Genomic DNA, 25,779 nt, shown 5'->3' on the forward strand with positions numbered 1-25,779 from the left:
GGTGGACGCAGGCGGTCAGGACGTGGCGACGGGCGCTGCGGCGTCGGTCTCGGCGTCGGCTTCCGCGTCGGGCGCGGACTCCGACGCGGGCTCCGCGGCGAACCGCGCGTACACGCCGGGCCGGGAGGCGCGGACCCGCAGCGCGTAGCCGAGACCCGCCGCGAACGCGCACGGGACGAGCAGGATCAGCGTCAGGTTCACGGCGTCGGACGCGCCGGTCAGCAGGCCGATGTTGGCGACGACCAGCCACAGCGCGGCGCCCAGCAGCAGCGTGGCCACGGCGGGGGCGACGACGGTGCGCAGCACACCCTCGCCGTGGGCGACCCGGCGGAAGTAGAGCGGCACCGCCACGGCGGCGAGCAACTGGAGTGCGACCAGGGCGAGCATGCCGGGGGTGTTCACCCACAGCAGCAACTGCGTGTACGGGTCGGCCCCGGCGGCGGCGAAGGCGACGACGACCACCACGGCCAGCACCGTCTGCGCGACGCCCGCGACGTAGGGGGAGCGGTGCCGGGGGTGGATCCGGCCGAGGGCGGCGGGCAACACGCCCTCCTCGGCCATGGCCAGTCCGTAGCGGTTGGTCGCGTTGTGGAAGGCCAGCAGCGAGGCCAGCAGGCTGGTGACGATGAGGACGTGCATCGCGTCGGCCGCCCAGGGACCGACGTAGCTGCCGATCGCGGAGAAGAAGAGCCCCGTCGGGTCCTTGGCGGCGGCCGCGACGACCTCCTTGTCGCCGTAGGCCTGGATGATGGTCCACACGATGAAGGCGTAGAACAGGCCGAGGAAGGCGACCGCGATGTAGGTGGCGCGCGGGATGGTCCGGGCGGGGTCCTTGGCCTCGCGGCGGTAGATGACGGTCGACTCGAAGCCGGTGAAGGCGGCGAAGGCCATCGCCAGTACGCCGGGCATGCCGCCCGCGCTGATCCTGCCCGGCGCGAAGGCGCCGAGGGAGAGGCCGTGGGCGCCGCCCTTGGCCAGCACGGCGACCGCCAGCAGCACCAGGATCGCGGTCTCCGCGAGCAGCAGGACACCGAGGACCTTGGCGCCGAAGTCGATCGAGCGGTAGCCGCCGAACCAGATCACGGCGACACCGACCAGGGCGAGCACGGGCCAGGGGATGTTCCAGCCGACGAGCGACTGCAGGGTGTCGTGCGTGGCCGAGCCGAGCAGGCCGTAGACGCCGATGTTCATGGCGAGGTAGCCGAGCAGGGCGAGCAGCGCCGCGCCGAAGCCGGCCGGGCGGCCCAGACCGCGGGTGATGTAGGCGTAGAAGCCGCCGCCGTGGCGCACGTGCCGGCTCATGGTGGTGAAGCCGACGGCGAAGACGGCGAGTGTGACGCCGGCGGCGAGGTACGCGGCCGGTGCGCCGATGCCGCCGACCAGCAGGGCCAGCGGGGCGACCCCGGCCATGACCGTGAGCGGCGCGGCCGCGGAGACGACGAAGAAGGCGATGTCGGCGGTGCCGAGCGTGCCCCGGCGCAGTGTGGGTGTGGCGTCGGTCATCGGGTGGTGCCTGCCTTTCTGCGGCGACAGCCAAAAACCTAAAGGTTGATGGTTTCGGCACCTTAGACCGCGCGGCTACCCTCTGGGAAGACCCGAATTCGAGACCCGGATTCGCGCCCGAATTCCTCGATCACGCGGAGGGGATCCGCCATGGGGCGCCCCAGCAAGGCCCTGCTCGACCGGCAGCGGATCGCCGCCACCGCCCTCGACCTCGTCGACGCCGAGGGCGACTTCAGCGTGCCCAAGATCGCCAGGCGGCTCGGGGTGCAAACGGCCTCCGTGTACCACCACGTCGAGGGCCGCGCCGGGATCGTCGAGCTGCTGCGCGTGCGCATCGCCGAGGACATCGACGCCGCCACGCTGGAGCTGCGCCCCTGGGACGCCGCGCTGGAGGCCTGGGCCCGCTCCTACCGCGCCGCCTTCGCCGCCCATCCGCGCGCCATCCCGCTGCTGACGACCTCCCAGATCGCCGCGCCCGAGGTGCTGGCCCAGTACGAACGCGGGGTCGCCACGCTGCTGGAGGCGGGCTTCGCCCTGGAGTCCGTGATGCCGGTGATCACCGCTCTGGAGAACCTCGTGCTCGGCTCCGCGCTGGACCTCGCCGCCCCCGAGGTCATGTGGGAGCTCGCCCCGGACGGCTCCACGCCCCTGCTGGCCCGGGCCCTCGCCGCCGCCCCGGGTCCGGGCCGGGCCGACCAGGCCTTCGAACTGGCCCTGGGGGCCTTCATGGCCCACGTCCGGGGGCTCCTGCGGGAGGGCTGAAGAGACCCCTGCCGGCGGGCGGTCCGCGCGGCGCGGATAGGCTGGCGTTGATCTGAATATCCGTCAAAGGGGGAGGATATGGACGGCTTCCGCGCACCGTCGGCTACGGATTTCACGTCCTATGCCAGTCTGATGGGGCTCCAGGGAGACCACCTGAACCAGCTGGACCAGTGGTGCTCAGGGCAGTGCGCCAATGCCCAGGGCCTCGGCGAGGGACTGCTCGCCCCGGTGCAGCCGGTCGTGCCGATGGTCGCGCAGTACCTCGGGGACAAGCTGCAACAGGGCACTCGGGGCATGCACCTGGTGGTCGACAAGATCCACCGCACCAGCGCGGACTACCAGCGCACCGACCAGAGCACGGCGGCCGACCTGCGGTCGCTCTATCCCGCCGCCTACGGGGGTTTCCCCGACATCGGTGAGCTGCCGGGGGCCGGCGCTCTCGGAGACTTCCGGGACGAGGACGTCTCCCTCACGCCGCCGCAGGACAGCGCCTCGGATGACACGACCAAGGCCGTCCACGAGATGCTCATGGGCCCGTTCCACACGGCCGGAGTCCGGGCCGCCGACCACGTCTTCCAGTGGCTCACCGGGCAGAGCCTGGTCGACCTGCTGATGAAGCCGCTCTTCGGCGACTTCGGCCGGCTCAAGTACCTCTCCGAGGTCTACGACCAGCTCGGAGACGGCTGCTACACCGTCACGGGCACCATACGGAAGGGCTCGTGGAAGCTCGGCGGGGAGTGGCAGGGCGACACCGCCACGGCGTTCGACCAGTACCTCTTCCTGTGGAGCATGGGCGTCGGCGGGGTGGGTGACGCGGCCAAGATCGCCTCGAAGGCGTTCCACGACGGCTACGACGTCATCTGCGGTCTGGTGGCCGCCGCCCTGCGGGGGATCGGCTGGATGCTGGACACCTCCATCAAGGCCCTCTCCGACTGGGCCGCGAAGGCTCTGGAGGGTGATGCGGTGATCGAGGCCGTCGGCCTCGGCCCGGAGGACCCCTTCGCTGACATCGTGGCCGGCGTCTTCACGGCGGCCGTCGGCCTCTACGAGGCGTACCAGATCGTCACGCAGATCATCAACGACATCGGGAAGATCGAGGCGATCTACCGTGCGATCGTCGAGGCCGTCCACAAGATCCAGGACGACGTGCACAAGGTGATGGCCTTCCTGAGCAAGGGCTTGCAGATCCCGAGCATCGGTAGCCTGATCGACGACGTGGAGCAGCGAGGCTTCGAGTTCGAGAAGAACGGGTTCTGGTCCCCGGAGCTGGGAGCGGCGCGGATGGAGATGATGCCGAGTGCGTGACGAGCAGACCGAGGCCGAGCAGCGTCGTGACGCGGTGCTGGAACGGGTCGGCCAGGAGTTGCTGGCCGGGCGCAGCCCGCGCCAGGCCCAGCTGGCGGACGGCATCTACCGGCGACTGAAGGACGGCGCCCGGGTGGAGGACGTCAGGAACCTCATCGACGATCTGAGCCGCGTCGCCACGGACGACTTCCGCCGACGCGCTCGGGAGGGGAAGTGACAGGGGAGGCGCAGATCCTGCGGGAGCTACGGGAGTTCACCGTCACCCATGACGTCGGCCGGGAGCACTCGACGTACTGGGTGCGGGTGGGCGGGCACGCCGACCCGGTGGTGTTCCTGCACAAGGACGTCCCGGTCCACGTCGAGGTCCGCCCCTACCACGCGGCTCCGGCGGGCGAGCCCGGTCGGCTGCTCGGTTACGTGAAGCTGGGCAAGGCCTGGGACGCGCAGCAGGTGGAGATCGGCTCGGTGCAGCTGGGCAAGCGGCGCACGGACATCCACCGTGCCCCGGTCACCCAGCACGGACTCGGCACGCTCACCCCGCGGCTCGAGGGCGTGGGAGCCGTGGTGCACAAGGTGGCCAAGGTGGTGGAGTGGTCCGACCTCGGACTGTTGTCCGCGCGCCAGATGGAGGCGATGGCCTCCGTCCACGTGCGCTGCCAGGGCAGCACCTCGCTCGGCTTCGAACTGACCCGCCGCGCGGGGACCACGGGCGTCTTCGATGTGGTGGTGCACGATCCGAACCTCTCCCGGCTGCTGGTGCTCGCCTACCTCGACCGCTTCAACGTCTCCGCGTTCGATGCCCGCCGGGCCGGCATCGGGCTGACCACCAACCCGTTCCGGGCTGTCGGTGAGCGGCGCCGGATGGCGGAGGAGCGGCGGCAGCAGGGATAGTGCCACTGGACGACCGCTCGAACGACCCCGGAGAACCGCATGCTCGACGCCACCGACGCCGCCCTGGTCGCCGCGCTGCAGCGCGACGGGCGGGCGAGTTTCCAGGAGCTGGCAGCCGAGGTCGGGGTGTCGCGGGAGGCCGCGCGGGCGCGGGTGCAGCGGCTGTTGGACCGGCGGGAGGTGCGGATCGTCGGCATCGTCGCACCCGACGTGCTGGGCCTGGGCGCGCTCGCGCACGTCTCGGTCGAGGTGGTCGGTGACAGCACCGCCGCCGCGCGGGCGCTGGCCGGGCGGGACGCCGTCATGTTCCTCTCCCGCACCGCCGGCCGGCGCCAGCTGGTCGCGGACGTGCGGGCCCGCGACGCGGTCGCGCTCGACGACGAACTGACCGCGATCCGGGGCGTGCCCGCGGTGCGGGGGATCGAGGTGTTCCGCTGTGTGGAGCTGGTCAAGGACGCCTACTCCTCGGCGCGGCCGGAGCTGCCGCCCCGCCCGCACTCCGCGCCCGACCCGGACGAGCGCGACCGCGCCCTGCTCGCGCTGCTCCAGCGCGACGGGCGGACGAGCTACACCGAGCTGGCCGAGCGGGTCGGTCTCTCGCAGGCGGCCACTCGGGCCCGGGTGCTGCGGCTGATCGAGACAGGGGCGGTGCACGTGACGGGGCTGGTGGCCTCGGCCGCGGTCGGGGTGCGGGAGGCCGCCGGCATCGGGCTCGGCGTCGACGGCTCCGCCGCGCCGGTCGCCCGGGCCGCCGCCGCGATCGACGGCGTCAACTTCGTCATGACCGGGCACGGCCGCTTCGACGTGGTCTGCGGCGTGGACGCCCCCGACCGGTCCCGGCTGCTGGCGATCCTGGACCGGCTGCGGGCCACGTCGGGCGTGGTGCGCTCCGAGAGCTGGGTCCACCTGGAGATCGCCAAGGAGGACTACGCCCACATTTCGCCGGTCTGACGGGCCATTCCATGGCCCTGGTGGCCATTAGCAAGTGATCGGCCGAAATCAGTGCCGCTGACCTGCAATTCCATGTCTTGGACACCTTGACGCCATCTTTTCGCCTGCCCTGTAATGGCCGGACCACCCCGTCCGCGTCCAGCAGAGAGCCCGATACGGATGACGTCCCCCACCCACGAGACCCACGAGCTGCCCAGATCGCTCGGCGTCTTCGGCGCGGTCATGCTGACGCTCTCCTGCGTCACCCCCGCCTCGTCCCTCTTCATCGTCGTCCCGCCGCTGCTGATGACCCTCGGCAGCGGGACGGTCCAGGCCCTGGTCATCGCCGCCGTCCTCTCGCTCGGCGTCGGCCTGTGCTACGCCGAACTCGGCACCCTGGTGCCGAGCGCCGGCGGCGAGTACTCGATCGTCGGGCAGTTGCTCGGCCGGATGACCGGCTGGCTGGTCTTCGTCATCTCGATCGTGTCGCTGGTCGTGATCCCGCCGATCATCGCGCTCGGCACCTCCGACTACATCGGCTCGATCGTCCACGTCGACGCCCGCTACGCCGGCGCCGTGGTGATGCTGATCGCGGTCTGCGTCGGCGTCCTGGACATCAAGTCCAACGCCCTGATCACCGGCATCTTCCTCGGCATCGAGGTGCTGGCGGCCGGACTCGTCAGCGTCCTCGGCTTCGCCCACGCCAAGCAGCCGCTGTCGACGCTGCTGCACGCCGGTGTCCCCGACGGCCACGGTCACACCTCACCGCTGACCGTGGCCCTGCTCGTCTCCGGCCTCGCCGTCGCGCTCTTCACCTACAACGGCTTCGGCACCGCGATCTACCTCTCCGAGGACCTGATCGACCCGCGCCGCTCCGTGGCCCGCACCGTGCTGTGGTCGCTGCTGGCGGGGGTCGTTGTCATCACCGTCCCGGTGACCGCGATCTGCCTGGGCGTCAGCTCGCCCGACCAGCTGGCGGCCGGAGACCTCGTCGCGATCGTCGACTCGTGGGCCGGCACCGGCGTCGGCACCTTCGTCAGCCTCTGCATCGCGGCCGCGATCCTCAACGCCGTCATCGTCATGGTGCTGCAGAACGGCCGCGTGCTGTTCGCCTCGGCCCGCGACCGCACCTGGCCCGACCCGGTCAACCGCGCCCTCGGCCGGATCCACCCGCGCTGGGGCTCGCCCTGGGTGGCCACCCTCGGCATCGGACTGCCCGGCGTCGTGCTCGCGCTCGCCGTCGACATCAACCAGCTGCTCGGCTTCACCGGTGTCGTGGTCGCCGTCATCTACCTGCTCCTCGGCGTGGCCGCGCTCACCGCGCGCACCCGCCGTCACCGCGCCACTCGCGCCTGGCGGATGCCGCTGTGGCCGGTCGCGCCCGTCGTCACCGTCCTGTCGCTGGCCTACGTGCTGACGCAGCAGACCGCGCACGATCTGATCATCACCGGCGTCGTGCTCGCCGTGGGGGCCGCCTACTGGCTCTGCTACCTGCGCCCGCGCACCGCCACCCACTGGCAGCTCAGCCTGCCCGCCGACGAGCGCGAAGCCGAGCCCGTCGCCGGCGTGGCCGCCGAACCCGTCACCGCGAGCACCGCACGCACCGCAAGCACTGCAAGCACTGCAAGCACGGAGATCCTGTGAACCGCCCCGCCGACCTGATCGTCCACAACGCCCACGTCCACACCGTCGACCCCGACCTCCCGCGCGCCGAGGCCGTCGCCGTCCGCGACGGCGAGATCGTCTGGGTCGGTGACGCGGACGGCTGGACCGCGTGGCAGGGCCCCGCCACCGAGGTCGTCGACGCCCGCGGCCGCCTGCTGCTGCCCGGCTTCATCGACGCGCACAACCACGTCCGCCTCGGCTCGGACGCCGCCTGCGTCCAACTCGCCGGAGCCCGCAGCCTGGAGGAGATCGGCGCGCGGATCACGGCCTGGCTGGCGCAGCACCCGGACGCCGACTGGGTCGAGGCCGAGGCCTTCGACTACTCCGCGATCCCGGACGGCCGGATGCCCACCGCCGCCGACCTCGACGCGTTCACCGGCGACCGCCCCGCGCTCGTGCTGAGCTACGACGTGCACACCGCCTGGCTCAACACCGCCGCACTGCGCCGCCTCGGCATCGACGCGGCCACCGTTCAGACGGCCTACGGCACCGTGCAGAAGCACCCGGAGACCGGCGAACCCACCGGCTTCCTCACCGACTTCGCCGTCCGCGGCCTCTCCCGCGCCGGCCACCGCGCGCTGCGCGAGGCGGGGGTGCCCTGGGCCCACCCGGACCGTCAGTACCAACGGCTCTGCGGCAGCCTCGACATGGCGGCCGCCTACGGCATCACGACCGTCGTCGAGCCGCAGAACTCCCTCGACGACCTGGAGCTGTTCGAGCGGGCCTCCGCCGAGGGGCGGCTGCGTTCGCGGCTCGTCGCCGCACTGTTCCACCCGCGCGGCACCACCGAGGCGGACCTGGCCGAGTTCGCCGAGGCCGCGCAGCGCTTCGACGGCGACCGCATTCGGGTCGGTCCGCTCAAGCTCTACATCGACGACGTCGTCGAGCCGCACACCGCCGCCCTGCTGGAGCCCTACGCCGGCCACGCCCACCACCGCGGCGAGACCTTCTACCCGCCGGCCGAGTTCGCCACGACCGTCGCCGCGCTGGACGCGGCGGGCTTCCAGCTCTTCGTCCACGCCACCGGCGACCGCGGCATCCGCACCGTCCTCGACGCTTTCGAGCACGCCCGCACGGTCAACGGCCCGCACGACGCCCGCCACCAGGTCGTCCACGTCGAGTGCCTGGACCCCGCCGACACCCCGCGCTTCGCGCAGCTCGACGTCGTCGCCTGCATGCAGCCGCGGCACTGCGCGCCGGACATCGCCGGCCCCGGACAGGACTGGGCGGAGGCCGTCGGCAAGGAACGGTGGACCAAGGCCTGGCCGATGCGCACGCTGCACGCGTCCGGCGCGCGTCTGGCCTTCTCCAGCGACTGGAACGTCGCCGAGATGGACCCGATGGTGGGCCTGTTCACCGCCGTCACCCGCGAGGGCCTGACCGGCGGCCCCGCCTGGATGCCCGAGGAGACCGTCGACCTGGCCACCGCGATCCACGGCTACACGATGGGCAGCGCCTGGGCCAACCATCTCGACCGGCGGCTCGGCTCGATCACCGTCGGCAAGCAGGCCGATCTCGTCCTGCTCTCCCGGGACCTCTTCGCGATCGAGGACCCGCGCGAGATCCTCGACACCGTGGTCGACCTGTCGACCGTGGGCGGCCAGATCGTCGTCGGCCAGATCGTGGCGCGCCGCCCCTGACCCCCACACCAGATCCAACTGCGGGGACGACTCGATCGTTCCCGTTCCGGATGTGATGTTCCACCAGCCCCGCCGCCCTGGTGCCACCCCATGTGACCTGCGCATACTCCTCGTCGGACGAACCGACGTGAGGGGACGCAGTGGGGGACGCAGTGGTCGCGGCGACGACGGCAGCAGCAGCGGCGGGGACGTGGAAGCTGGGGGATCTGGTGGTCAACCGCATCGGCTACGGCACGATGCGCCTGACCGGCAACGGCATGATGGGCAACTCCGACGGCGCGCCCGTCGACCGCGACGGCGCCGTGCGGCTGCTGCGCGACGCGGTCGAACAGGGCGTCAACCACATCGACACCGCCTCCTTCTACTTCTCGGCGCTGCGCTCCGCGAACGAGCTCGTCAACCGGGCACTCTCGTCGCGCTACGACGAGCTGGTGGTGGTCACCAAGGTCGGCCCGGGCCGCGACCCGTCCGGCCAGTGGACCGACACCGCCCGTCCGGACCAGTTGCGCGGCCAGGTCGAGGAGAACCTGCGTCAGCTCGGCCGCGACCACCTGGACGTGGTGAACCTGCGCCGCAACGGTCCGACGACGGACGATGTCACCGAGCACTTCGGTGCACTGGCCGAGCTGCAGCAGGCCGGCCTGATCCGGCACCTCGGGATCTCGGCCGTGCGTCCGGAGCATCTGGCCCAGGCACAGCAGATCGCCCCGGTGGTGTGCGTCCAGAACGCCTACAGCCTCGACCGGCGCACCGCCGACAACAACGGGCTGACGGAGCTGTGCCGGGAGCAGGGGATCGCCTTCGTCCCGTTCTTCGCGGTCTCCGGCCTCAAGCGCGAAGCGGCGGCCGGGGACGAGCTGGACGCCCGCGTCCTGCAGGTGGCCGGCGCCCACGGCGTGACGCCCGCCCAGGTGCGCCTGGCCTGGACCCTGCACCAGGGCCCGAACGTCCTGGCCATCCCCGGCACCACCAACCCGAAGCACCTCGCCGAGAACATCGCCGCAGGCGCGCTGCGCCTGACCGACGAGGACCTGGCCGTGCTCGACCGGGCCTGACGCCTCACACCTGACGCCTCAGCCTCACGCCCCAGCGCACCCGCTCACCCGCCCGCCCGGTCGCCGTCAGACGGTGACCGGGACGGCGGCGTCCTCCCGAGCCGCCGCCTCGGCGAGTGCCGCGTCGATGCGGCTGTTGCTGGTGAAGCGCGCCGCGACGACCACCATCACGCCCAGCACCGCCGCGCCGAAGAGGAACGGGGCCCGCAGCCCGGCCACCGTGGCCAGCCAGCCGCCGAACAGGGCGCCGGCCGGGCCCGCGCTGCGCGACAGCAGGCGGGAGGCGGCGGTGACCCGCCCCATCAGCTCGTCCGGGACGATCGCCTGACGGGTGGAGCCGCCGAGCACCATCGTGGCGCCCATGGCGGCGCCCAGCACGGCGAATCCGGCGCCCGCCACGACGGCGTTCGGGGCCAGCCCGATGCCGAGAAGCGCCACCGCCTCCACGGCCGCCGTCAGGGTGAGCGTGCCGCCGGTGCCGAAGCGGTCCGAGAGCCACCCCGCGAGCGCTGTCCCCGAGAGGCCGCCCACCGCCTCGGCGGTGAGGAAGACACCGTAGAGGGCGGCGCCCAGGTGCAGGGTGTCGTGCACGTACAGGGCCAGCACCGCGCCGACGCCGAGGAAGGCGAAGTTGCCGACGGCCGGACGCAGCGCCAGCCCCAGCAGCAGACGGTGTCGCAGCAGGTAGAGCGCGCCCTCGCGGGCGTCCGCCAGCACGGAGGTGCGGGAGGCCCGCGGCTTGGCCGGGGTCGGCGGCAGCGAACGGATCATCAGCGCGCTGAACAGGAACGTCGCGGCTTCGACCGCGAGTGGTACCGAGCGTCCGAGCGCGAAGAGCAGGCCGCCGGCGGGCGGGCCCACGAAGCCCTCCAGTGCCTGGCCGGTGCCCTGGAGCCGGGAGTTGGCCCGCTGCAGCGTCTCCGGATCCCGCCCGAGGAGGGTGGGGAGATAGGCCCCGGAGGCGCTGTCGAAGAAGATCTGGCCGACCCCGAGCAGGAACGCGGTCGCGCACAGCACGGCGATGTTCGCCCCACCGGCGGCCGCCACCAGGGCGAAGACGCCGATCAGGGCGAACCGGGCACTGTCCGTCACCCACAGCACCCGGCGCCGGTCCCAGCGGTCCACCAGCGCGCCGCCGATCAGGCCGAGGAAGAGCCAGGGCAGCAGTGCGCAGGCCTCGACGGTGCTGAACACCATCGGATCGTGCGTCAGCCCGAGGGCCAGCAGCGGGAGTGCGGTGTAGTAGATGCCGTCGCCGAGCGCGGAGACGCCGGAGGCGGCCCAGATGCGGTGGAACTCGGACGGCAGGGGAGCCTTCGTGCGTATCGTCACTCGCCGCCACTTTCGCTGTCAGTGCTGCCCGGCCGGTCCTCGGCGGCCGCACGCTCCGCGGCCAGCGGGTCGTTGGGCCGGTAGAAGGCCAGGAGCAGGTCGGCCGCGGGCTCGGCGGGGTCGCTGGCGGCGGCCAGCTCCTCGGCCAACGCCCGGACCTTGACCTTGAATGCGTCGAACGCGGAGACGCTGAGCCGGGCGTGCTTGAGGTGCACGAGACGCTGGTCCACGTTCGGCGAGGCCTCCATGTCCGCCAGCGCGTGGCGCACCAGGTGCTCGGTCGAGCCGTCGCCCGCCGAGGGGAGCCGGATCGCCTTGGCGGCGATGGCGTAGTACCGCTCGGTCACCCCGCGCACCTGGCGGGTCTCCACGACGTGGACCAGGCCGGCCTTGGCCAGCACCTTGACGTGGTGGTTCGAGCTGCCCTTGGCGATGCCGAGACGTTCGGCGATCTGGGTGATGGTCGCCGGGCCGTCGCGCAGGACGCGCAGGACCCGGTGGCGGGCGAGGCTGCCGACGGCCTTCAGCTGTTCGTCGGTCCGGACGTCGAAGACGTCCTCGGGGGGTTCTTGTTGATCAACCACGGCACAATGGTCAAGGAGTCTTGACCGACAGTCAAGAGATTTTGACCATTCGTCGCGCGGGTTGCTCCGGGCCGCGCCCGCTAGGCCCCGGATCGCTCCAACAGGCCACGCACGTAGGCGGCCTGACCCGCATGCTGGAGATCGTCCGAGACCACGCTGACCAGCCGTACGGCCGCCGTGACCGGCGGGTCCCAGCGGGTGTCCACGACCCGGTCGAGGTGGTGGATCCCGGGGCCGCGCAGGAAGACGAGGGTGCGCTCGTGCACGTCGTCGTGGTAGCCGAGCAGCAGCTCCGGGCCGATCCCGTGCACCGCGGCGACCTGGCGCGCGGTGTGCGCGTAGCCGGTGGCCTCGGGTGCGAACGGCAGCCCGAACCGCTGGTGCCAGCCGTCCTCGGTCCAGGCCTGTTGACGCTCCGCCAGGTCGCTGACGTGGTCGTCCTGGATCCGGGTCAGGTGCCACACCAGCCAGGCGATCGAGTTGGCCGCGTCGTCCGGCTGGAAGGCCAGCTGTTCGGGCGAGAGGCCGGCGACGGTCTCGTGGACGATCTCACGGACCCTGTCGAAGGAGTCGCCGAGCAGCTCGGTCGCGATGGTCAAGGCTCTCTCCCGTCCACCAGGCCGTCCCCCGAAGCGACCATAGCCCGCGCCTCGCCCACCCGCGCGGGCAGCGGCGCCGGTGCGGCCGTCGGCGGGACGTCCCGGGTGACCCGAAGGTGGACCGCGGCCAGCACCACGCAGAGCCCGGCGGAGGACGACCACAGCAGGCCCGCGCCCGCGCGGGCCAGCAGTTGCGTGCCGACCAGCGGTGCGAGCGTGGCCGCCACGCCCCAGCTGGAGCCGAAGACGGCGAGGTAGCGGCCGCTGCCGCCGGGTGGCGCGAGGTCGGCCACGAGCGCGTAGGCGCGTCCCATCACCAGCAGGTCGCCCACGCTCCAGACGGCGGAGGCGACCGCGAGCGCCGGCAGCGACCGTCCGACCGCGTAACCGAGCAGCCCGGCGGCGAGCAGCAGGTGGGCGAGCGCCAGGGCGACGGGGGTGGTCAGCCGCGTCAGCCAGGGGAGTCGGACGAGGGGCTGGGCCAGCACTGCGGCGGCCGCGGCGGCCGTGAACAGCAGCCCGGCGTCGGCGGCGGGCCGGCCCTGGCGGGCGAGGGCGAGCGGCAGCGTCATCACGGTGAGCTGGTTGACCAGCGCGTAGGCGGAACCGGTGGCGAGCAGGGTGCGCAGCGCCCGGTCCCGCAGCGGGCGCACGTCCTGCTGCGGTCGCGCGTCCTGCCGCGGCGTCGGCGCGGGCGAGGCGGGTGCGCGCGTCGCCGGCCGGTCGTGGGGCAGGGCGAGGCGGACGAACAACGCGCACAGCAGGCACGTCCCGGCGTCGGCGACGAAGAGCAGCCGCAGGTCCCAGTGCCCGAGCAGTGCGGCGAGCAGCCCCGCGCCGATCGCTCCCGCGGCCAGTGCCCCGCTGAACAGGCTGAACGCGCGCACTCGCTGTGACGGCGGGACGGACTCGCTGATGATCGCTTGGCTGGGCGGCTCGTACAGCTCGAAGGCCAGGCCCAGCAGGACGGCCCCGGCCACCGCCCAGCCCAGCGAGGCCGAGGCGGCGAGCGCCAGTTGGGCCAGGGCGCAGCCGCACAGCCCGAGCGCGATGGTGGCCCGCGGACCGATCCGGTCGGCGAGCCGGCCGCCGGCCAGTCGGGAGGGGATCGTCGCGAGCCCGAACGCGGCCGTGACCAGCCCGGCCGTGGCCAGGCCCGCCCCGTGGACGGCGCAGACCAGCGCTGTCAGGAACGGGAGCGAGAAGGCGCCGAGGCGGTTGACGACGCGCGCGAGCAGGAGCAGCCGCACCGTGCGGGGGAGTGGTTCGGCGGCCGTCACGGCGGCATCCTCCCGGTCACTGGTGAATCGGATAATGTCAGTGACGATGACCGTAGGTCGGAGAGAGGTAACTGGTCAAGTGTTGTTCGACAGTCACATGAGTGCCCTGCTGGACGCCTCCGTCGCGCTCGTCAACGCCCTCACCGACGGCGAGGCGCGCGGGCGTGAGTACGCCGCGCCCGAGGGGGTGGAGCGCGTCGGCGCGGTCCGGGTGGTCCTGAACGCCGGGCCGGATCTCGATGCCCCGGCCGCCGATCGACTCGCTGCCACCGCCGGCGAACTGCGCACCGTCTTCGAGGCCGTGGCCGCCGACCGGCTCGACGACGCCGCGCGTGCACTCAACGCCCTGCTGCGCGACACCGGCGCCCGGCCTCAGCTCGACCGGGCCCCCGGCGAACCGTGGCAGGTGCACTTCCACGGCGCCGACGACTCCTACGCCGTCGGCTGGAGCGCCGGCTGCGCCACCGGCCTGGCCATGGCCGTCGGCGGCGACTACGCCGGTCGCCTCGGCGTCTGCGCGGCCCCGCGCTGCGACCGCGTGTACGTGGACACCTCGCGCAACGCCGGTCGCCAGTTCTGCTCGACGGCCTGCCAGAACCGGGTCAAGGCGGCCGCATTCCGCGCCCGCCGCACGGACGGCTGACCGAACCCGGATCGCTGTGCGGCTGAGCGCCACAACGCGGACGGGGGCGTGGGGCAGAAGCCCCACGCCCCCGTCCGGGTGTCGCCGATCAGGCGGCGGCGTCGCCCACCGACTCCGGCTCGGCCGCCGCGTCGGTCTCCGAGGCCGGCTGGACGCCGCCCTTCAGGCCCAGTAGCGCGACCACCGCGGCCAGCGCCATCAGGCCGGACATGATGTAGAAGACGTACTGCACGCCGTGCGCGAAGTCCTGCCGGATAAAGGTCGGGATGTCCGCGAGCGAGCCGCTGCCGCTGCCGAAGCTGCTGCTGGAGCCGCCACCGGCCTTCGCGCCGGCCGAGGCGGCGGCCGCGTGGGCCTGCGGGTCGGCCGCGACCCGGTTCTGGAACACCGAGATCATCACCGTGCCGAGCACGGCGAAGCTGAGGCTCGACGCGTAGTTGCGGACCGTCTGGGTGATGCCCGTCGCCTCGCCGTACGAGACGCTGGAGGCGCGGTTGATCGCGTCGGTGTTGGACGGGCCGACCATCATGCCCATGCCCGCGCCGGAGATGATGATGGGCCAGGTCAGCTGGCTCATGTCCAGCGAGGTGACCTTGCTCGCCCACAGGTAGAAGCCGACGGCGGCGATCACCGAGCCCATGAAGACCGGGCGCTTGGCGCCGACCTTGTCCAGCAGCCGGCCGCCGATCTGGGAGGTGACCATGAAGCCGACGAAGAAGTACAGCAGCGTCACGCCGGACTTCTGGGTGTTCTGTCCCAGCGACACCGCTGCGTACTCGCTGGCGAAGAAGAACATGGGGAGGAAGACGGCCATCGAGATGGCCAGGATCACGCACTGCACCGTGAAGGCCCGGTTGCTGAAGATCGCCACGTCGATCAGCGGCGCCTGGCGCCCGCGTTCGTAGCGGTAGAAGATCACCAGCAGGACCGCGCCCGCCGCGATCGACAGGCCGATCAGCGGGTTGTGCCAGCCCCACACCTTGGACTGCTGGAAGCCGAAGACGCTCAGTGCCACACCGAAGGCGATCAGCAGCAGGCCGGTCCAGTCGATCGGCGCCGGGCGGTAGCGGGTCGTGGGCTTCGAGATCGCGATCAGCAGCAGCGCGACCAGGGCCACCGGGATGTTGACCCAGAAGATGCCGCGCCAGGTCCACTCCGTCAGATAGCCGCCCAGCACCGGGCCGACGGCCGTCAGGCCGCCCGCGATGCCGAAGAACAGCGCGAGGGCGCGACCGCGCGAGCGCAGGTCGTAGGTGTTGACGACGATCGCCAGGGCGGCCGGGTACATCAGCGCGCCGCCGAGGCCCTGCACGGCGCGGAAGGTGATGATCCAGGCCTGGGCGAGGGAGCCGGTCGGCGTCAGACCGCACAGGGCCGACGCGCCGGCGAAGACGATGACACCGATGACGGCCATCCGGGTGTGCCCGAGCGTGTCGGACAGACGCCCGCCGAGGGCGAAGAAGGCGGCCATGGCCAGCAGGTAGGCGTTGACCGCCCACTGCACGCCGGTGCCGCTCAGGTTCAGTTCGTGCTGGATCGTCGGAGCGGCGATCGAGACGATGGTCTGGTCGATGAAGGTCATCGCCACGGCGCAGATCATGGCGGCGAGGACAAGGCCCTTGCGTCCGCCCGTGGATGATCCTGCGTCGGATGTGAAGCCGGTGGCAGTCATGCCGTTCAGTTCCCCCTGGATGATTCGTGTGGCGCGCAGACCCTAGCACCCGGGTCATACCCGCGGGGAGCGCGCGGGCGCAGGCTTGCGGGCGTGGCGGCGTGCTGACACGTGCCGTCCGCGCGAGACTTCCCCCATGAGCCCCACCGCGCACCCCGGTGTCCGGATCCGCCGCGTCTACGACCCACCGGACCCGGAGGACGGCGCCCGCGTCCTCGTCGACCGGCTGTGGCCGCGCGGACTGTCCAAGGAGGCGGCGGAACTGGACGACTGGCCCAAGGCGGTCACCCCGTCGACGGAGCTGCGCCGCTGGTACCACGCCACGGACGAGGGGGACGCCGCGTATGCGGAGTTCCGCGAGCGCTACCTCGCGGAGCTCGCCGAGCCCGAGCCCGCCGCCGCCCTCGACGCGCTCCGCGCCCGCGCCGCGGCCGGTCCGGTCACCCTGCTGACGGCCTCCAAGCACCCGGACCACAGCCACGCGTCGGTCCTGCTGGAACGCCTGCGCTGACGGACGGGCCCGTCCCGGGCGGTTCACACGCCTGAGGTGTCGCTCCGCGCCCGACAGGACCGGGGCGGCTGTGCCGGGTTCACATGCTCAGGCGCGCGGCGCGTGCTCACACCGCCATGCGGCACGCCGCTCGGTTCACGCGGCGAGCTCCTGGCGCCGGGCCCAGCGGACGGTCGGGGCCATCGCCAGGCCGCCCACGGTGAACAGGGTTGCCAGTAGGGCCCAGCCGAGGATGCCGTGCCCGACGACCAGCCAGGCGACGACCGCCGGGCCGAGCATCATCGCCGCTGCCTGGCCCGTGTTGAAGACACCCTGGTACGCGCCGTGGGCGCCCTCCGGAGCGAGCGCGTAGCTCAGGGCCCAGCCGCCGGCCTGGCTCACCACCTCGCCCAGCGCCTGCAGGCCGACGCCCGCCGCGAGCACCACCGCGGCGACCCAACCGGGCAGGCCGTGCGCGAGTGCGAGGACCGCGCAGGAGCCGGCCAGCAGCAGGCCGCCGCGTCCGCAGGCCCGTGCGGCCGTGCCGACGCGCTCCGTGCCGTGCGTCGCCCGAACCTGGAGCAGCACCACCAGCACGGTGTTCACGAGCATCGAGCCGGACACCATCCACCGCGGAGCCGACGTCTCGCGCACCAGCCAGAGCGGCACACCCACCTCGATCATCGAGAACTGAAGGCACAACAGGCCGTTGAGCGCCGTGACTGCGAGGAACGGCAGGTTGCGCAGGGCCGGGTTGGGCCCGGCGGCCTCGGCCGCCGCGCGGTCCGCACGCTTCGGGGGCGAGGGAAGCACCACTGCGAACAGGGCGATCACCACGAGGTAGGAGAAGGCGTCCGCGAGGATCGCCACGCTGTAGGCGGCGCGGGTGTCGGCCTGCAGGGCGAGCGCCGCCAGGCAGGTGCCGACGCCGATGCCGACGTTGGTGACGGACCGGAGGTAGGCCCGTCCCTCGACGCGCTTCTCGGGCGGCAGCACCTCCGCGTACAGGGCGTTGCGTACGGCCCCGGAGCCGCGGTCGGCGGTGGCGACCAGGCAGGCCAGCACCACCAGGACGGGGAACGAGCCGACCAGCGTGTAGCTCGCGGTGCCGACGGCCTCGACGGCGATCAGAGCGATCAGCACCGGCTTGGATCCGTACCGGTCCGCGGCGCGTCCGGCGGGCACGCCGGCGAGCACCCCGCACAGGCCCGCGGCGGTCAGCGCCAGGCCGACCCGACCCGCGCCGAAGCCGAGAACCCGGGTGAAGAACAGAACCGTCAGCGTCATGGACAGGCCGTTGCCGAGCGTGTTCACCAGGGTGATCCCGGCCAGGCGGCGGACCAGGCGGTCCTCGTGCAGCAGCCGGGGCCGGCGGGGTGGGCGGAGGCGACGCGGCGTCCGGGTCGACGCTTCGACAGTGGTGGTGGTCATGTGGGGATCAGACCGTGCACCGAGGGTCCGCCGGAACTGATTTAGGCTGGGCCTCAAAGACGGGGGTTCACGTGCACCGGTTCCGGCTCGGCCTGGAGGATCTGGCCGCCGCTTCGTTCGCCTGCTCGCCGATGCAGGAGGCCGTGCTGAGCCTGCGGTTGTGGTCGCATCCGGGCGTCTACGTCCACCAGACCCGCTGGTTCGAGCGGATGCGGCCCGACTTCGAGCGGCTCGACACCCGGCTCCTGCGCGCGTTGGTCGCGAGCAACCGCTTCATGCCGGACTTCCTGACGCCGCGCCCCACCACCCCGTTCCCCGACTTTCACGCCCAGCTCGCCGTCGTGCGCGCGTTCCCGCCGGAACGGCTGCACGCCGAGCTCGCGGCCGCGCACCTGCCGCACGACCGGGTGATCCCGCAGGTCCTGGTCGACGGGCTGGACGACCCGGCCGCCCTGCTGACCCGGATCACCGACGCGATCGAGGAGTACTGGGAGCGCTGTCTGGCCCCCGAGTGGTGGCCGCGCGCCCGGTCCGTGCTCCACGCCGACATGGTCCACCGCTCGCGGACCCTCGCCGAACGCGGCGCCGCCGCGCTCTTCACCGACCTGGACGGCCGCATCAGCTGGGCCGACGGCGATCTGACGATCCGCAGGGACTGGGGCAACGGCGACGCGGACATCGTCGTGGACGGCCGCGGCCTGATGTTCCTGCCGACCTTCTTCGCCCGCGGCGCGATCACCGCCATCGACGACGGCTACCCGCCGGTGATCAGCTATCCCGCCCGCGGCCAGGCGACGATGGACGGCGGCACCTTGCCGCCGCCGACCCCGCACGCGCTCGAACTCCTCGTCGGCGCGCCCAAGGCGCGGCTCCTCGCGCTGCTCGCCGAACCGACCTCCACCACCGAGCTGGCCCGCCGCCTGGAGGTCACCCCGGGCGCGGTCAGCCACCACCTCGCGGTCCTCGCCTCGACCCGCCTGGTGACCCGCGCCCGCCACGGCCGCATGGTCCTGTATGCCCGCAGCCCCCTCGGCGACGCCCTCTGCCAGGGGTGAGGCTGTCAGGACCGAGACTCTCGCGACTGTGGCTGTCAGGACTGAGGCGCGTCCGCCAGGAAACGGCGCAGCGAGTCCGTCATGGCAGCCACGAAGTCCTCGCGGGTGCGGTCCGGGAGGAGGTCGAGGGAGAGGTAGGGATTGAGGTCCTCCAACTCGACCAGCAGCAGCTCGCCTTCCTGCGTGCGGCAGGCGTCCACCCGCTGGATGCCGTGCCGCAGCGTGTTCCACTCCACGAACCGGCGGGCGAAGGCGAGATCGGCCTCGCTCGCCTCGTAGGGCTCCAGGACCCAGCGCCGCTCGGGGTCGGGAGCGTGCAGCGCGTACTGGAACGCGTCTTCCACGAAGTAGAAGGAGACCTCGTAGCGGAAGTCGATCCGCGGCTGGACCAGGATCCCGCCGTAGTCGAGACCGTCCAGCTCCTCCGGCGGCACGAAGGCGAGGCCGATGGAGTCGGCGCCCACCTTCGGCTTGACCGCGTAGCTCGCGGCGGCGGGCAGCAGCGGCAGGTCCTCGCGCCGGTCCACGGTGGGGATGACGGGGTGGCCGGCGGCCGTCAGGTCCAGCAGGTACTGCTTGCCGGCCATGTCACCGCGCCCGCAGAGCGGGTTGTAGACACGGGTGCCGCGTTCGGCGGCGCGCGCCCGGAAGGCGTCGTACTGCGCCTGGTAGTGCAGCACCGGCCCGCTGTTGCGGACCACCACCGCGTCGAAGCCGTCCATCAGCGCCGCCGCGTCCAGGGGATGGCACAGGGCCAGGTCGAAGCTCTCGCGCAGCCGGGACGTCAGGAAGACGTCCTCGTCGCCGTAGCGCCGACCCCGCGCCGGGTAGGCGAGATCGGTGACGAACAGGAGGCTCGGGCGGTCAGGAACGTGCATTCGACCGAGTGTAGAGGGCGGCGCGAACGAGCACGGAGGAGGGCGATCCCACTACCCTCACACACGCTCAGGTCGAGTTGAGAACAGAAAAGGTGGGGTTCACAGCATGAGTGACCCGATTCTCGTTGTCGGCGCAGGTCCCGTCGGGCTCGCGGTGGCGGGCGAACTGGCCCGTCGGGATGTCCCGGTCCGCGTCGTGGACGTCCTCGCGGCGCCCACCACCGAGTCGCGGGCGATCGTCGTGCACGCCCGTACGCTCGAGATGCTCGAACGGGTCGGCGTGCTGGACGAGATCGTCGACTCCGGCATCAAGGCCACCGGCGTCGAGATGCACGCGTCCGGGCGCACCATCGCCCGCGTCGAGCTCGACATCGTCGACAGCCCGTACCCCTACTCGGTGGTCACCGCGCAGACCGAGACCGAGCGCATCCTGCGCGAGAACCTGGCCAAGCACGGGGTCCAGGTGGAGCGGGGCCTCACCCTGGTCGCGCTGGAGCAGGACGACAGCGGCGTCCGCGCCACCCTGCGCGACGCCGACGGCCGGGAGGAGACCGTCGCGGCCTCCTGGCTGGTCGGCGCGGACGGCGCGCACAGCGCGGTGCGGCACCTGATCGGCTCCGCGCTGCAGGGCTCGTTCCACGGCGAGCGCTTCCTGATGGGCGACGTGCACGCCGGGCACGACTTCGATCCGCGCTCGATGTACACCTTCTTCTCCGCGCACGACGGCCCGCTGATGGTCTTCCCGATGAAGGGCGACCGGATGCGGCTGATCGCCCAGATCCCCACCGCGTCCACGGACGAGGCGAGCCAGGAGTGGCTGCAGCGGATCACCGACGAGCGGGCCGCCGGTCGGATCCGGATCCACGACGCGCTCTGGCTGACCTGCTTCGAGATCCGCCACGCCCAGGTGCCGCAGTACCGGTCCGGGCGGGTCTTCCTGGCGGGCGACGCGGCGCACATCCACAGCCCGGCCGGTGGCCAGGGCATGAACACCGGCCTCCAGGACGCCTTCAACCTGGGCTGGAAGCTCGCCGCCGCCCACGCGGGGACGGCGTCCGAGACGCTGCTCGACAGCTACCACGCCGAGCGTCACCCGGTCGCGGCCCGCGTCATCGAGTTCAGCACCAGGCTCACCCACCTCAGCACGCTGGCCAACCCCCTCGCCCAGGGTCTGCGCAACGCGCTGCTGCACACGGCCACCGGCCTCGGTCCGGCTCGCCAGGCGCTGGCCGACGAGACGGAGGAGGTGCGGGTGGCGTACCACGACAGCCCGGCCGTCGTGCCCCCGGCGGCGCACGCCGACATCACCCCCGGCGACCACCTGCCCGACGTCGCGGGCACCGACCTGCGCCGGCTGCTGTCCGCCGAGACCGGGCCCGTGCTGGTGACTCTCGGCGGCCCCCACGCGCTGCCGGCAGCGGTGCGGCTCCCCGGCGTGCGGCAGGTTCTGGTTGCCGCGACCAGCGCCCCCGTCGACGGCTTCGACGTCGTGGCGGCGGACCCCGAGGGACGTGCGGCGGCCCGCTTCGGGCTGGCGTCCGGCCGGATCCTGGTCCGGCCGGACGGATACGTCGGCGCGGTCGCCGTCGGGGACGACGACCGGCCGGTCACCGCCTACGCGGAGCTCACCAGCCTGGGGTAGCGCGGCGTCAGGGGGCGATCGGAAGCTGACGCTTGTGCTCGGTCAGGCGGTAGCGGTCCACGATCGTGCGGAAGACCCGGTCGCCCACCGGCTTGCCCTCCAGGAAGTCGTCGATGTCGTCGTAGGTCACGCCGAGCGCGTCCTCGTCGGCCTTGCCCGGGGCGAGGGTCTCCAGGTCGGCCGTGGGGACCTTCCAGACCAGCTCGGCCGGCGCGCCCAGCGTGTCCGCGACGGCGCGCACCCGGCGCTTGGTCAGGCCGGTCAGCGGGACCACGTCCGCGGCGCCGTCGCCGAACTTGGTGAAGAAGCCGGAGACCGCCTCGGCGGCGTGGTCGGTGCCGACGACCAGGCCGTTGTAGGCGCCGGCCACCGCGTACTGGGCGATCATGCGCTGGCGGGCCTTGATGTTGCCGTGCACGAAGTCCTGGTGGTGGGCGTCGCGGAAGGTCACACCACCGGCCAGCGAGGCCTCGAGCGCGGCGTCGCTCGCCGGCTTCACGTCGACGGTCAGCACCTCGTCGGCCCGGATGAAGGAGAGCGCGAGCTGGGCGTCGTGCTCGTCGCCCTGCACCCCGTAGGGCAGCCGCATCGCGTAGAACCGCGCCTCGTGTCCGGCGGCGCGCGCCCGCTCCACGGCCAGCTGGCACAGTCGGCCCGTCGTGGTGGAGTCGACGCCGCCGCTGATGCCGAGGACCAGGCAGCGCAGGCCGGTGGAGGTGAGCCGCTCGGTGAGGAAGGCCACCCGGCGCTCGATCTCCTGCTCGGCCTCGAAGACCTCGGCGACCTGGAGTTCCCGGGCGATCTCCTGCTGCACGGCTGCGGACGCCGACTCGCTCACATCTGCTCCTCGTTGCGGTTCCTGCTGGGCGATCTGTTGCACGCACCACCCTACTCACTGCCGTACACCGTCAGCGCGGCCGACCGGCGGCACTGAGCAGGCACGCTGCCCCCGGCCCGTGCGGATGCGGGGGCCGGGACGGGCCCATAGGCTCCCCCCAGCGAAGCGAGGAGGTACGAGGGATGTTCGAGGAGCGACGCGCCCGCCGCCACGCCAACCACGCCTTCGACCACGGGGAGGACGTCACCCGCTACCGGATGCAGCAGAAGATGTTCGCCATCGGCGACGACTACTGGATCGACGACGAGGCCGGCGACCACGTCTACAAGGTCGACGGCAAGGCGCTGCGGCTGCGCCACACCTACGCCATCAAGGACATGCAGGGACGCAGGGTCGCCACGGTGCAGGGGCGCCCCATGCGGATCAAGGAGTCGATGGAGATCGAGGACGGGGACGGCAACCGGATCGCCCTGGTGAAGAAGGCCCTGGTCAGTCCGGTTCACGACCGCTGGAAGGTGGAGCAGCCCGACCAGCCGGACCTGACCGTCCACGGCAACGTCGTCGAGCACGAGTACACCCTCGAACGCGACGGGATCAAGGTCGCCGAGGTGTCCAAGAAGTGGTTCCGGATGCGGGACACCTACGGCCTGACCATCGGCCCGGGCGTCGACCACGCCGCGGTGCTGGCCGCCGCCATCGCCATCGACTCCATGGCGCACCCCGGCGACTGACTGCCAAGGCCGCCGAGTCGACAAACCGGAGCGACGAGGTCGACCGGCTCCTGGAGACCCTCGGCCATGCGCAGCGGGAGGCCGTCGCGTATCCGCGTGCCGCCGTCCTGAGGGCCGACCCGAAGATCACCGAGCAGGTGACGTGGAACGCGCCGAGCTTCGGGGCCGGCCCGGGCCGGAGCGTTTCCGCTCCGAGCCTCGGGGCGTGCCTCCGCGCGGCCCGGCGTTCAGGCCTGGGCGTGGTGGTGAAGGTATTCGGCCCGCCAGCGGGTGGCCCTGACCGCGTCGTCGATCTCCTCGTCGCTCAGGTGCGGGGCGACGCCGTCGGTGACCGCGGCCCTGGCGACGGCGCGCGCGACGGCGGTCGCGGTGTCCGCCAGGTGCGCTCGCTCGGGGAGCAGGGAGGGGACCTGCGCGTGGGTGTCGACGCTCTCCGCGACGGCTTCGGCGGCGGCGGTCATCATCGCGTCCGTCACGCGGGTGGCGCGGACGGCGGTCACGGCCAGACCGATGCCGGGGAAGATGTAGACGTTGTTGCACTGCGCGACCGGCACCTCCCGCCCGCCGTAACGCGCCTGGGGGAACGGCGAACCGGTGGCGATCAGGGCGCGCCCGTCGGTCCAGTCCAGCAGGTCCTGCGGGGCGGCCTCGCTGCGGCTGGTCGGGTTGGACAGGGGCATGATGACAGGCCGGTCGCAGTGCGCGTGCATGGTGCGCACGATCTGCTCGGTGAACGCTCCGGTGGCGGTGGACAGGCCGACCAGGGCGGTGGGGCGCACGGCGGCGACGACGTCGGCCAGGCCGGCGGGGCCGGCCGTGGTGGAGGGCACGGCGTCCGCCGGTTGGGCCAGGCGCCGCTGGGCGGGGTCGAGATCGGTGCGGTCCTCGGTCAGCAGGCCTCGGATGTCGACCACGTGGATGCGCTCGCGGGCCGCCTGCTCGCTCAGGCCTGCCGCGGTCATGGCGCGCACGATCTGCTCGCACACCCCGACGCCCGCGGAGCCGGCGCCCAGCATGACCACGCGCTGCTCGGTCAGCTTGGTGCCGCTGGCGCGGCAGCCGGCGGTGAGCGCGGCCATGGCCACGGCCGCGGTGCCCTGGATGTCGTCGTTGAAGGTCAGCAGCCGGTCCCGGTAGCGCTCGAGGATCGGCAGCGCGTGCGGGGTGGCGAAATCCTCCCACTGCAGGAGCGTTCCGGGCAGCTCGGCCTCGACGGCGGTGACGAACTGCTCGATGAACGCGTGGTACTCCGCGTCGTCGATGCGCGGGTGGCGCCAGCCGAGGTACATCGGGTCGTCGAGCAGGTCCGCGTTGTCGGTGCCCACGTCCAGCACGATCGGCAGGGTCCTGGCGGGGTCGATCCCGCCCAGGGCGGTGTAGAGGGAGAGCTTGCCGATCGGGATGCCCATCCCGCCGATGCCCTGGTCGCCGATGCCGAGGATGCGCTGCCCGTCGGTCACCACGATCACGTCCACGTCGCGGTGCGGGCGGTTGCGCAGGATCTCGGTGAGGTGCTCGCGGTCGGGGTAGGCGACGAACAGTCCGCGCGGCCTCCGGTAGATCTGGCTGAAGTGCCGACAGGCCTCCGCGACGGTGGGGGTGTAGACGATCGGGAGCATCTCCTCGACGTGGTCGCGCAGCAGCCGGTAGAAGAGCGTCTCGTTGTTGTCCTGCAGCGCGCGCAGATTGATGTGCCGGGCCAGGTCGGTGGGCTGGTCGCCGTAGGCGGCGTAGGCACGCCGCACCTGCTGGTCCAGGGTCTCCACGGCGAAGGGCAGCAGACCGCGCAGTCCGAGCCGGGAGCGCTCCTCCTCGCCGAAGGCGGTGGAGTGGTTGAGGACCGCGTCCTCCAGGAGGTGCAAGCGGTCGGTGTCCCGAGGGCTCATGGCGTCGTTCCTTCCTGTCCCGCCACAGGGCGGTGTGGGCGCGGGCGGTCCACACGATTTCACACTCGACGACGCTCCATGGCTCGCTCTCGTCAGCGTGGCGAGGGCGAGGGCGAGGGCGAGGGCGAGGCGACGCGGTGACGGGTCGTGGCGTCCGCGGCGCCGCCCGTGTGCCAGGTGACGGCGTTGCCGGGCTGTTCGCGGGTGGTGCGGAACGAGTTGACGGGGTGGTCGGTGTCGGGGTGGCCGAAGGAGATGGCGGCCACCACGCGCCGGTTGTCCGGGATGGCGAAGTGGGCGCGGAGGAAGTCCGAGTAGGAGGCGAGGGCCGCCTGGGGCGCGGCGGCCAGGCCGAGGCTGTGGGCGGCGAGGAGGAAGGTGTTGATGTAGAGGCCGCAGTCGACGGCGCCGTAGACGCCGAGGTCGGCCTCGGTGGTGATGATCGCGACGTGCGGCGCGTCGAACAACTCGAAGTTCCGCATCATCTGGCGCAGCGTCCGTTCCTGGTCGCCCTTCGCGATGCCGAGACTGTCGTACAACTGGAAGCCGCACTCGCGTCGGCGCTGCCGGTGGACCCCGGTGTACCGGGTGGGGAAGGGGAAGTCGGGGGCGGCCGGGTGGCTCTGGACATGGGCCGTCAGCTTGGTGCGCAGCTCCTCGGTCGCGGCGCCTTCGGTGAGGTGCACGTGCCAGGGCTGGGTGTTGCACCAGGAGGGCGTGCGCTGGGCCAGTTCCAGCAGTCGTTCGATGGTGCCGCGGGGGACCGGGTCGGGCCGGAACTGACGGCAGGTGAACCTGTCGGCGAGGATCCGGCCGAGCGCTTCGTGCAGCTCGGTGCTGGACTCGGGGTGGGCACTGGTCGGGCTCAAGGACGGCCTCCCAAGGCGGGTACGGTCTCGTTTCGAGACCGCATGCTAAGCCGCGTCTGCCGGCGTCGGCCGCTCCAACGCCTTCCAGAGCGTTCCCG

At 72.4% G+C, this 25,779-nt stretch carries 24 protein-coding genes; 13 read left to right on the forward strand and 11 right to left on the reverse strand.

Features of this window, described 5'->3' with window-relative positions:
• Positions 1-15 precede the first annotated feature (15 nt).
• Entirely contained in the window at positions 16-1,503 is a 1,488-nt protein-coding gene (locus BMY61_RS27915) for an APC family permease (protein ID WP_063773309.1), read from the reverse strand.
• Positions 1,504-1,653: 150 nt separating this feature from the next.
• On the opposite strand from BMY61_RS27915, the gene BMY61_RS27920 reads away from it, so the two are divergent.
• The 8 genes from BMY61_RS27920 to BMY61_RS27955 all read left to right on the forward strand — a co-directional run bounded on the left by BMY61_RS27920 (position 1,654) and on the right by BMY61_RS27955 (position 9,751).
• Positions 1,654-2,265, forward strand: coding sequence for a TetR/AcrR family transcriptional regulator (locus BMY61_RS27920; protein WP_042451453.1), 612 nt, complete (start codon positions 1,654-1,656; stop codon positions 2,263-2,265).
• 132 nt (positions 2,266-2,397) lie between these two features.
• On the forward strand, positions 2,398-3,570 hold the full coding sequence (locus BMY61_RS27925; RefSeq protein WP_042451451.1) for a hypothetical protein: 1,173 nt from the start codon (positions 2,398-2,400) through the stop codon (positions 3,568-3,570).
• Complete coding sequence (locus tag BMY61_RS27930) at positions 3,563-3,787, forward strand: hypothetical protein (protein WP_042451449.1); 225 nt, start codon at positions 3,563-3,565, stop codon at positions 3,785-3,787. The genes BMY61_RS27925 and BMY61_RS27930 overlap by 8 nt, the downstream gene beginning before the upstream one ends.
• Positions 3,784-4,461: a hypothetical protein gene (locus BMY61_RS27935; RefSeq protein WP_042451447.1), complete on the forward strand. Its 678-nt coding sequence runs from the start codon at positions 3,784-3,786 to the stop codon at positions 4,459-4,461. Before BMY61_RS27930 ends, BMY61_RS27935 begins: the two co-directional genes overlap by 4 nt.
• A gap of 39 nt (positions 4,462-4,500) precedes the next feature.
• Positions 4,501-5,412 (forward strand): Lrp/AsnC family transcriptional regulator, encoded by a 912-nt coding sequence (locus BMY61_RS27940; RefSeq protein WP_042451445.1) that lies wholly within the window; start codon positions 4,501-4,503, stop codon positions 5,410-5,412.
• Positions 5,413-5,571: 159 nt separating this feature from the next.
• Positions 5,572-7,035: an APC family permease gene (locus BMY61_RS27945; RefSeq protein ID WP_042451443.1), complete on the forward strand. Its 1,464-nt coding sequence runs from the start codon at positions 5,572-5,574 to the stop codon at positions 7,033-7,035.
• The gene (locus BMY61_RS27950) at positions 7,032-8,696 is read left to right on the forward strand and encodes an amidohydrolase (RefSeq protein WP_042451441.1); all 1,665 of its coding nucleotides are present in this window, start codon (positions 7,032-7,034) and stop codon (positions 8,694-8,696) included. Before BMY61_RS27945 ends, BMY61_RS27950 begins: the two co-directional genes overlap by 4 nt.
• A 140-nt stretch (positions 8,697-8,836) precedes the next feature.
• Complete coding sequence (locus tag BMY61_RS27955) at positions 8,837-9,751, forward strand: oxidoreductase (protein ID WP_201777600.1); 915 nt, start codon at positions 8,837-8,839, stop codon at positions 9,749-9,751.
• A 66-nt stretch (positions 9,752-9,817) separates the two neighbouring features.
• Here the strand turns inward: BMY61_RS27955 and BMY61_RS27960 are convergent, their stop codons facing one another.
• From BMY61_RS27960 to BMY61_RS27975, 4 genes are all read right to left on the reverse strand, one after another.
• On the reverse strand, positions 9,818-11,083 hold the full coding sequence (locus tag BMY61_RS27960) for an MFS transporter (protein WP_236656157.1): 1,266 nt from the start codon (positions 11,081-11,083) through the stop codon (positions 9,818-9,820).
• On the reverse strand, positions 11,080-11,667 hold the full coding sequence (locus BMY61_RS27965) for an ArsR/SmtB family transcription factor (protein WP_042451438.1): 588 nt from the start codon (positions 11,665-11,667) through the stop codon (positions 11,080-11,082). The genes BMY61_RS27960 and BMY61_RS27965 overlap by 4 nt, the downstream gene beginning before the upstream one ends.
• Positions 11,668-11,747: 80 nt before the next feature.
• Positions 11,748-12,266: a mycothiol transferase gene (locus BMY61_RS27970; RefSeq protein ID WP_042451436.1), complete on the reverse strand. Its 519-nt coding sequence runs from the start codon at positions 12,264-12,266 to the stop codon at positions 11,748-11,750.
• A complete protein-coding gene (locus BMY61_RS27975) occupies positions 12,263-13,546 on the reverse strand; it encodes an MFS transporter (RefSeq protein ID WP_063773308.1) in 1,284 nt (427 codons plus the stop codon). The genes BMY61_RS27970 and BMY61_RS27975 overlap by 4 nt, the downstream gene beginning before the upstream one ends.
• 97 nt (positions 13,547-13,643) lie before the next feature.
• Here BMY61_RS27975 and BMY61_RS27980 point away from each other — a divergent pair, with 97 nt between their 5' ends.
• A complete protein-coding gene (locus BMY61_RS27980) occupies positions 13,644-14,189 on the forward strand; it encodes a CGNR zinc finger domain-containing protein (protein WP_042451434.1) in 546 nt (181 codons plus the stop codon).
• A gap of 88 nt (positions 14,190-14,277) precedes the next feature.
• Here the strand turns inward: BMY61_RS27980 and BMY61_RS27985 are convergent, their stop codons facing one another.
• On the reverse strand, positions 14,278-15,861 hold the full coding sequence (locus BMY61_RS27985) for an MFS transporter (protein ID WP_042451432.1): 1,584 nt from the start codon (positions 15,859-15,861) through the stop codon (positions 14,278-14,280).
• 136 nt (positions 15,862-15,997) lie between these two features.
• On the opposite strand from BMY61_RS27985, the gene BMY61_RS27990 reads away from it, so the two are divergent.
• Positions 15,998-16,372, forward strand: a complete 375-nt coding sequence (locus tag BMY61_RS27990; RefSeq protein WP_042451430.1) for a DUF488 domain-containing protein — start codon at positions 15,998-16,000, stop codon at positions 16,370-16,372.
• A gap of 135 nt (positions 16,373-16,507) precedes the next feature.
• On the opposite strand, the gene BMY61_RS27995 is transcribed toward BMY61_RS27990, so the two are convergent.
• Entirely contained in the window at positions 16,508-17,782 is a 1,275-nt protein-coding gene (locus BMY61_RS27995; RefSeq protein ID WP_052438955.1) for an MFS transporter, read from the reverse strand.
• Positions 17,783-17,853: 71 nt separating this feature from the next.
• Here BMY61_RS27995 and BMY61_RS28000 point away from each other — a divergent pair, with 71 nt between their 5' ends.
• Positions 17,854-18,837 carry an ArsR/SmtB family transcription factor gene (locus BMY61_RS28000; protein WP_201777599.1) on the forward strand — a complete coding sequence of 328 codons (984 nt, stop codon included), beginning with the start codon at positions 17,854-17,856 and terminating at the stop codon, positions 18,835-18,837.
• A gap of 35 nt (positions 18,838-18,872) precedes the next feature.
• Here BMY61_RS28000 and BMY61_RS28005 read toward each other — a convergent pair whose 3' ends face one another.
• Positions 18,873-19,715, reverse strand: coding sequence for an ATP-grasp domain-containing protein (locus BMY61_RS28005; protein ID WP_042451429.1), 843 nt, complete (start codon positions 19,713-19,715; stop codon positions 18,873-18,875).
• A 106-nt stretch (positions 19,716-19,821) separates the two neighbouring features.
• Between BMY61_RS28005 and BMY61_RS28010 the strand changes: the two genes are divergently transcribed.
• Complete coding sequence (locus BMY61_RS28010) at positions 19,822-21,357, forward strand: FAD-dependent monooxygenase (RefSeq protein ID WP_042451427.1); 1,536 nt, start codon at positions 19,822-19,824, stop codon at positions 21,355-21,357.
• A 7-nt stretch (positions 21,358-21,364) separates the two neighbouring features.
• Here the strand turns inward: BMY61_RS28010 and nadE are convergent, their stop codons facing one another.
• Positions 21,365-22,195, reverse strand: a complete 831-nt coding sequence (gene nadE, locus BMY61_RS28015) for an ammonia-dependent NAD(+) synthetase (RefSeq protein WP_042451425.1) — start codon at positions 22,193-22,195, stop codon at positions 21,365-21,367.
• A gap of 182 nt (positions 22,196-22,377) precedes the next feature.
• Here nadE and BMY61_RS28020 point away from each other — a divergent pair, with 182 nt between their 5' ends.
• Entirely contained in the window at positions 22,378-22,926 is a 549-nt protein-coding gene (locus BMY61_RS28020) for an LURP-one-related/scramblase family protein (RefSeq protein ID WP_052438954.1), read from the forward strand.
• Positions 22,927-23,153: 227 nt separating this feature from the next.
• Here BMY61_RS28020 and BMY61_RS28025 read toward each other — a convergent pair whose 3' ends face one another.
• Both BMY61_RS28025 and BMY61_RS28030 read right to left on the reverse strand, forming a co-directional pair.
• On the reverse strand, positions 23,154-24,812 hold the full coding sequence (locus tag BMY61_RS28025; protein ID WP_042451423.1) for an NAD-dependent malic enzyme: 1,659 nt from the start codon (positions 24,810-24,812) through the stop codon (positions 23,154-23,156).
• Between the two features lie 92 nt (positions 24,813-24,904).
• Entirely contained in the window at positions 24,905-25,681 is a 777-nt protein-coding gene (locus BMY61_RS28030) for a nitroreductase (RefSeq protein WP_063773307.1), read from the reverse strand.
• Positions 25,682-25,779: the final 98 nt, after the last annotated feature.

It is taken from the genome of Streptacidiphilus jiangxiensis, from assembly GCF_900109465.1.
GTDB classification, from domain to species: domain Bacteria; phylum Actinomycetota; class Actinomycetes; order Streptomycetales; family Streptomycetaceae; genus Streptacidiphilus; species Streptacidiphilus jiangxiensis.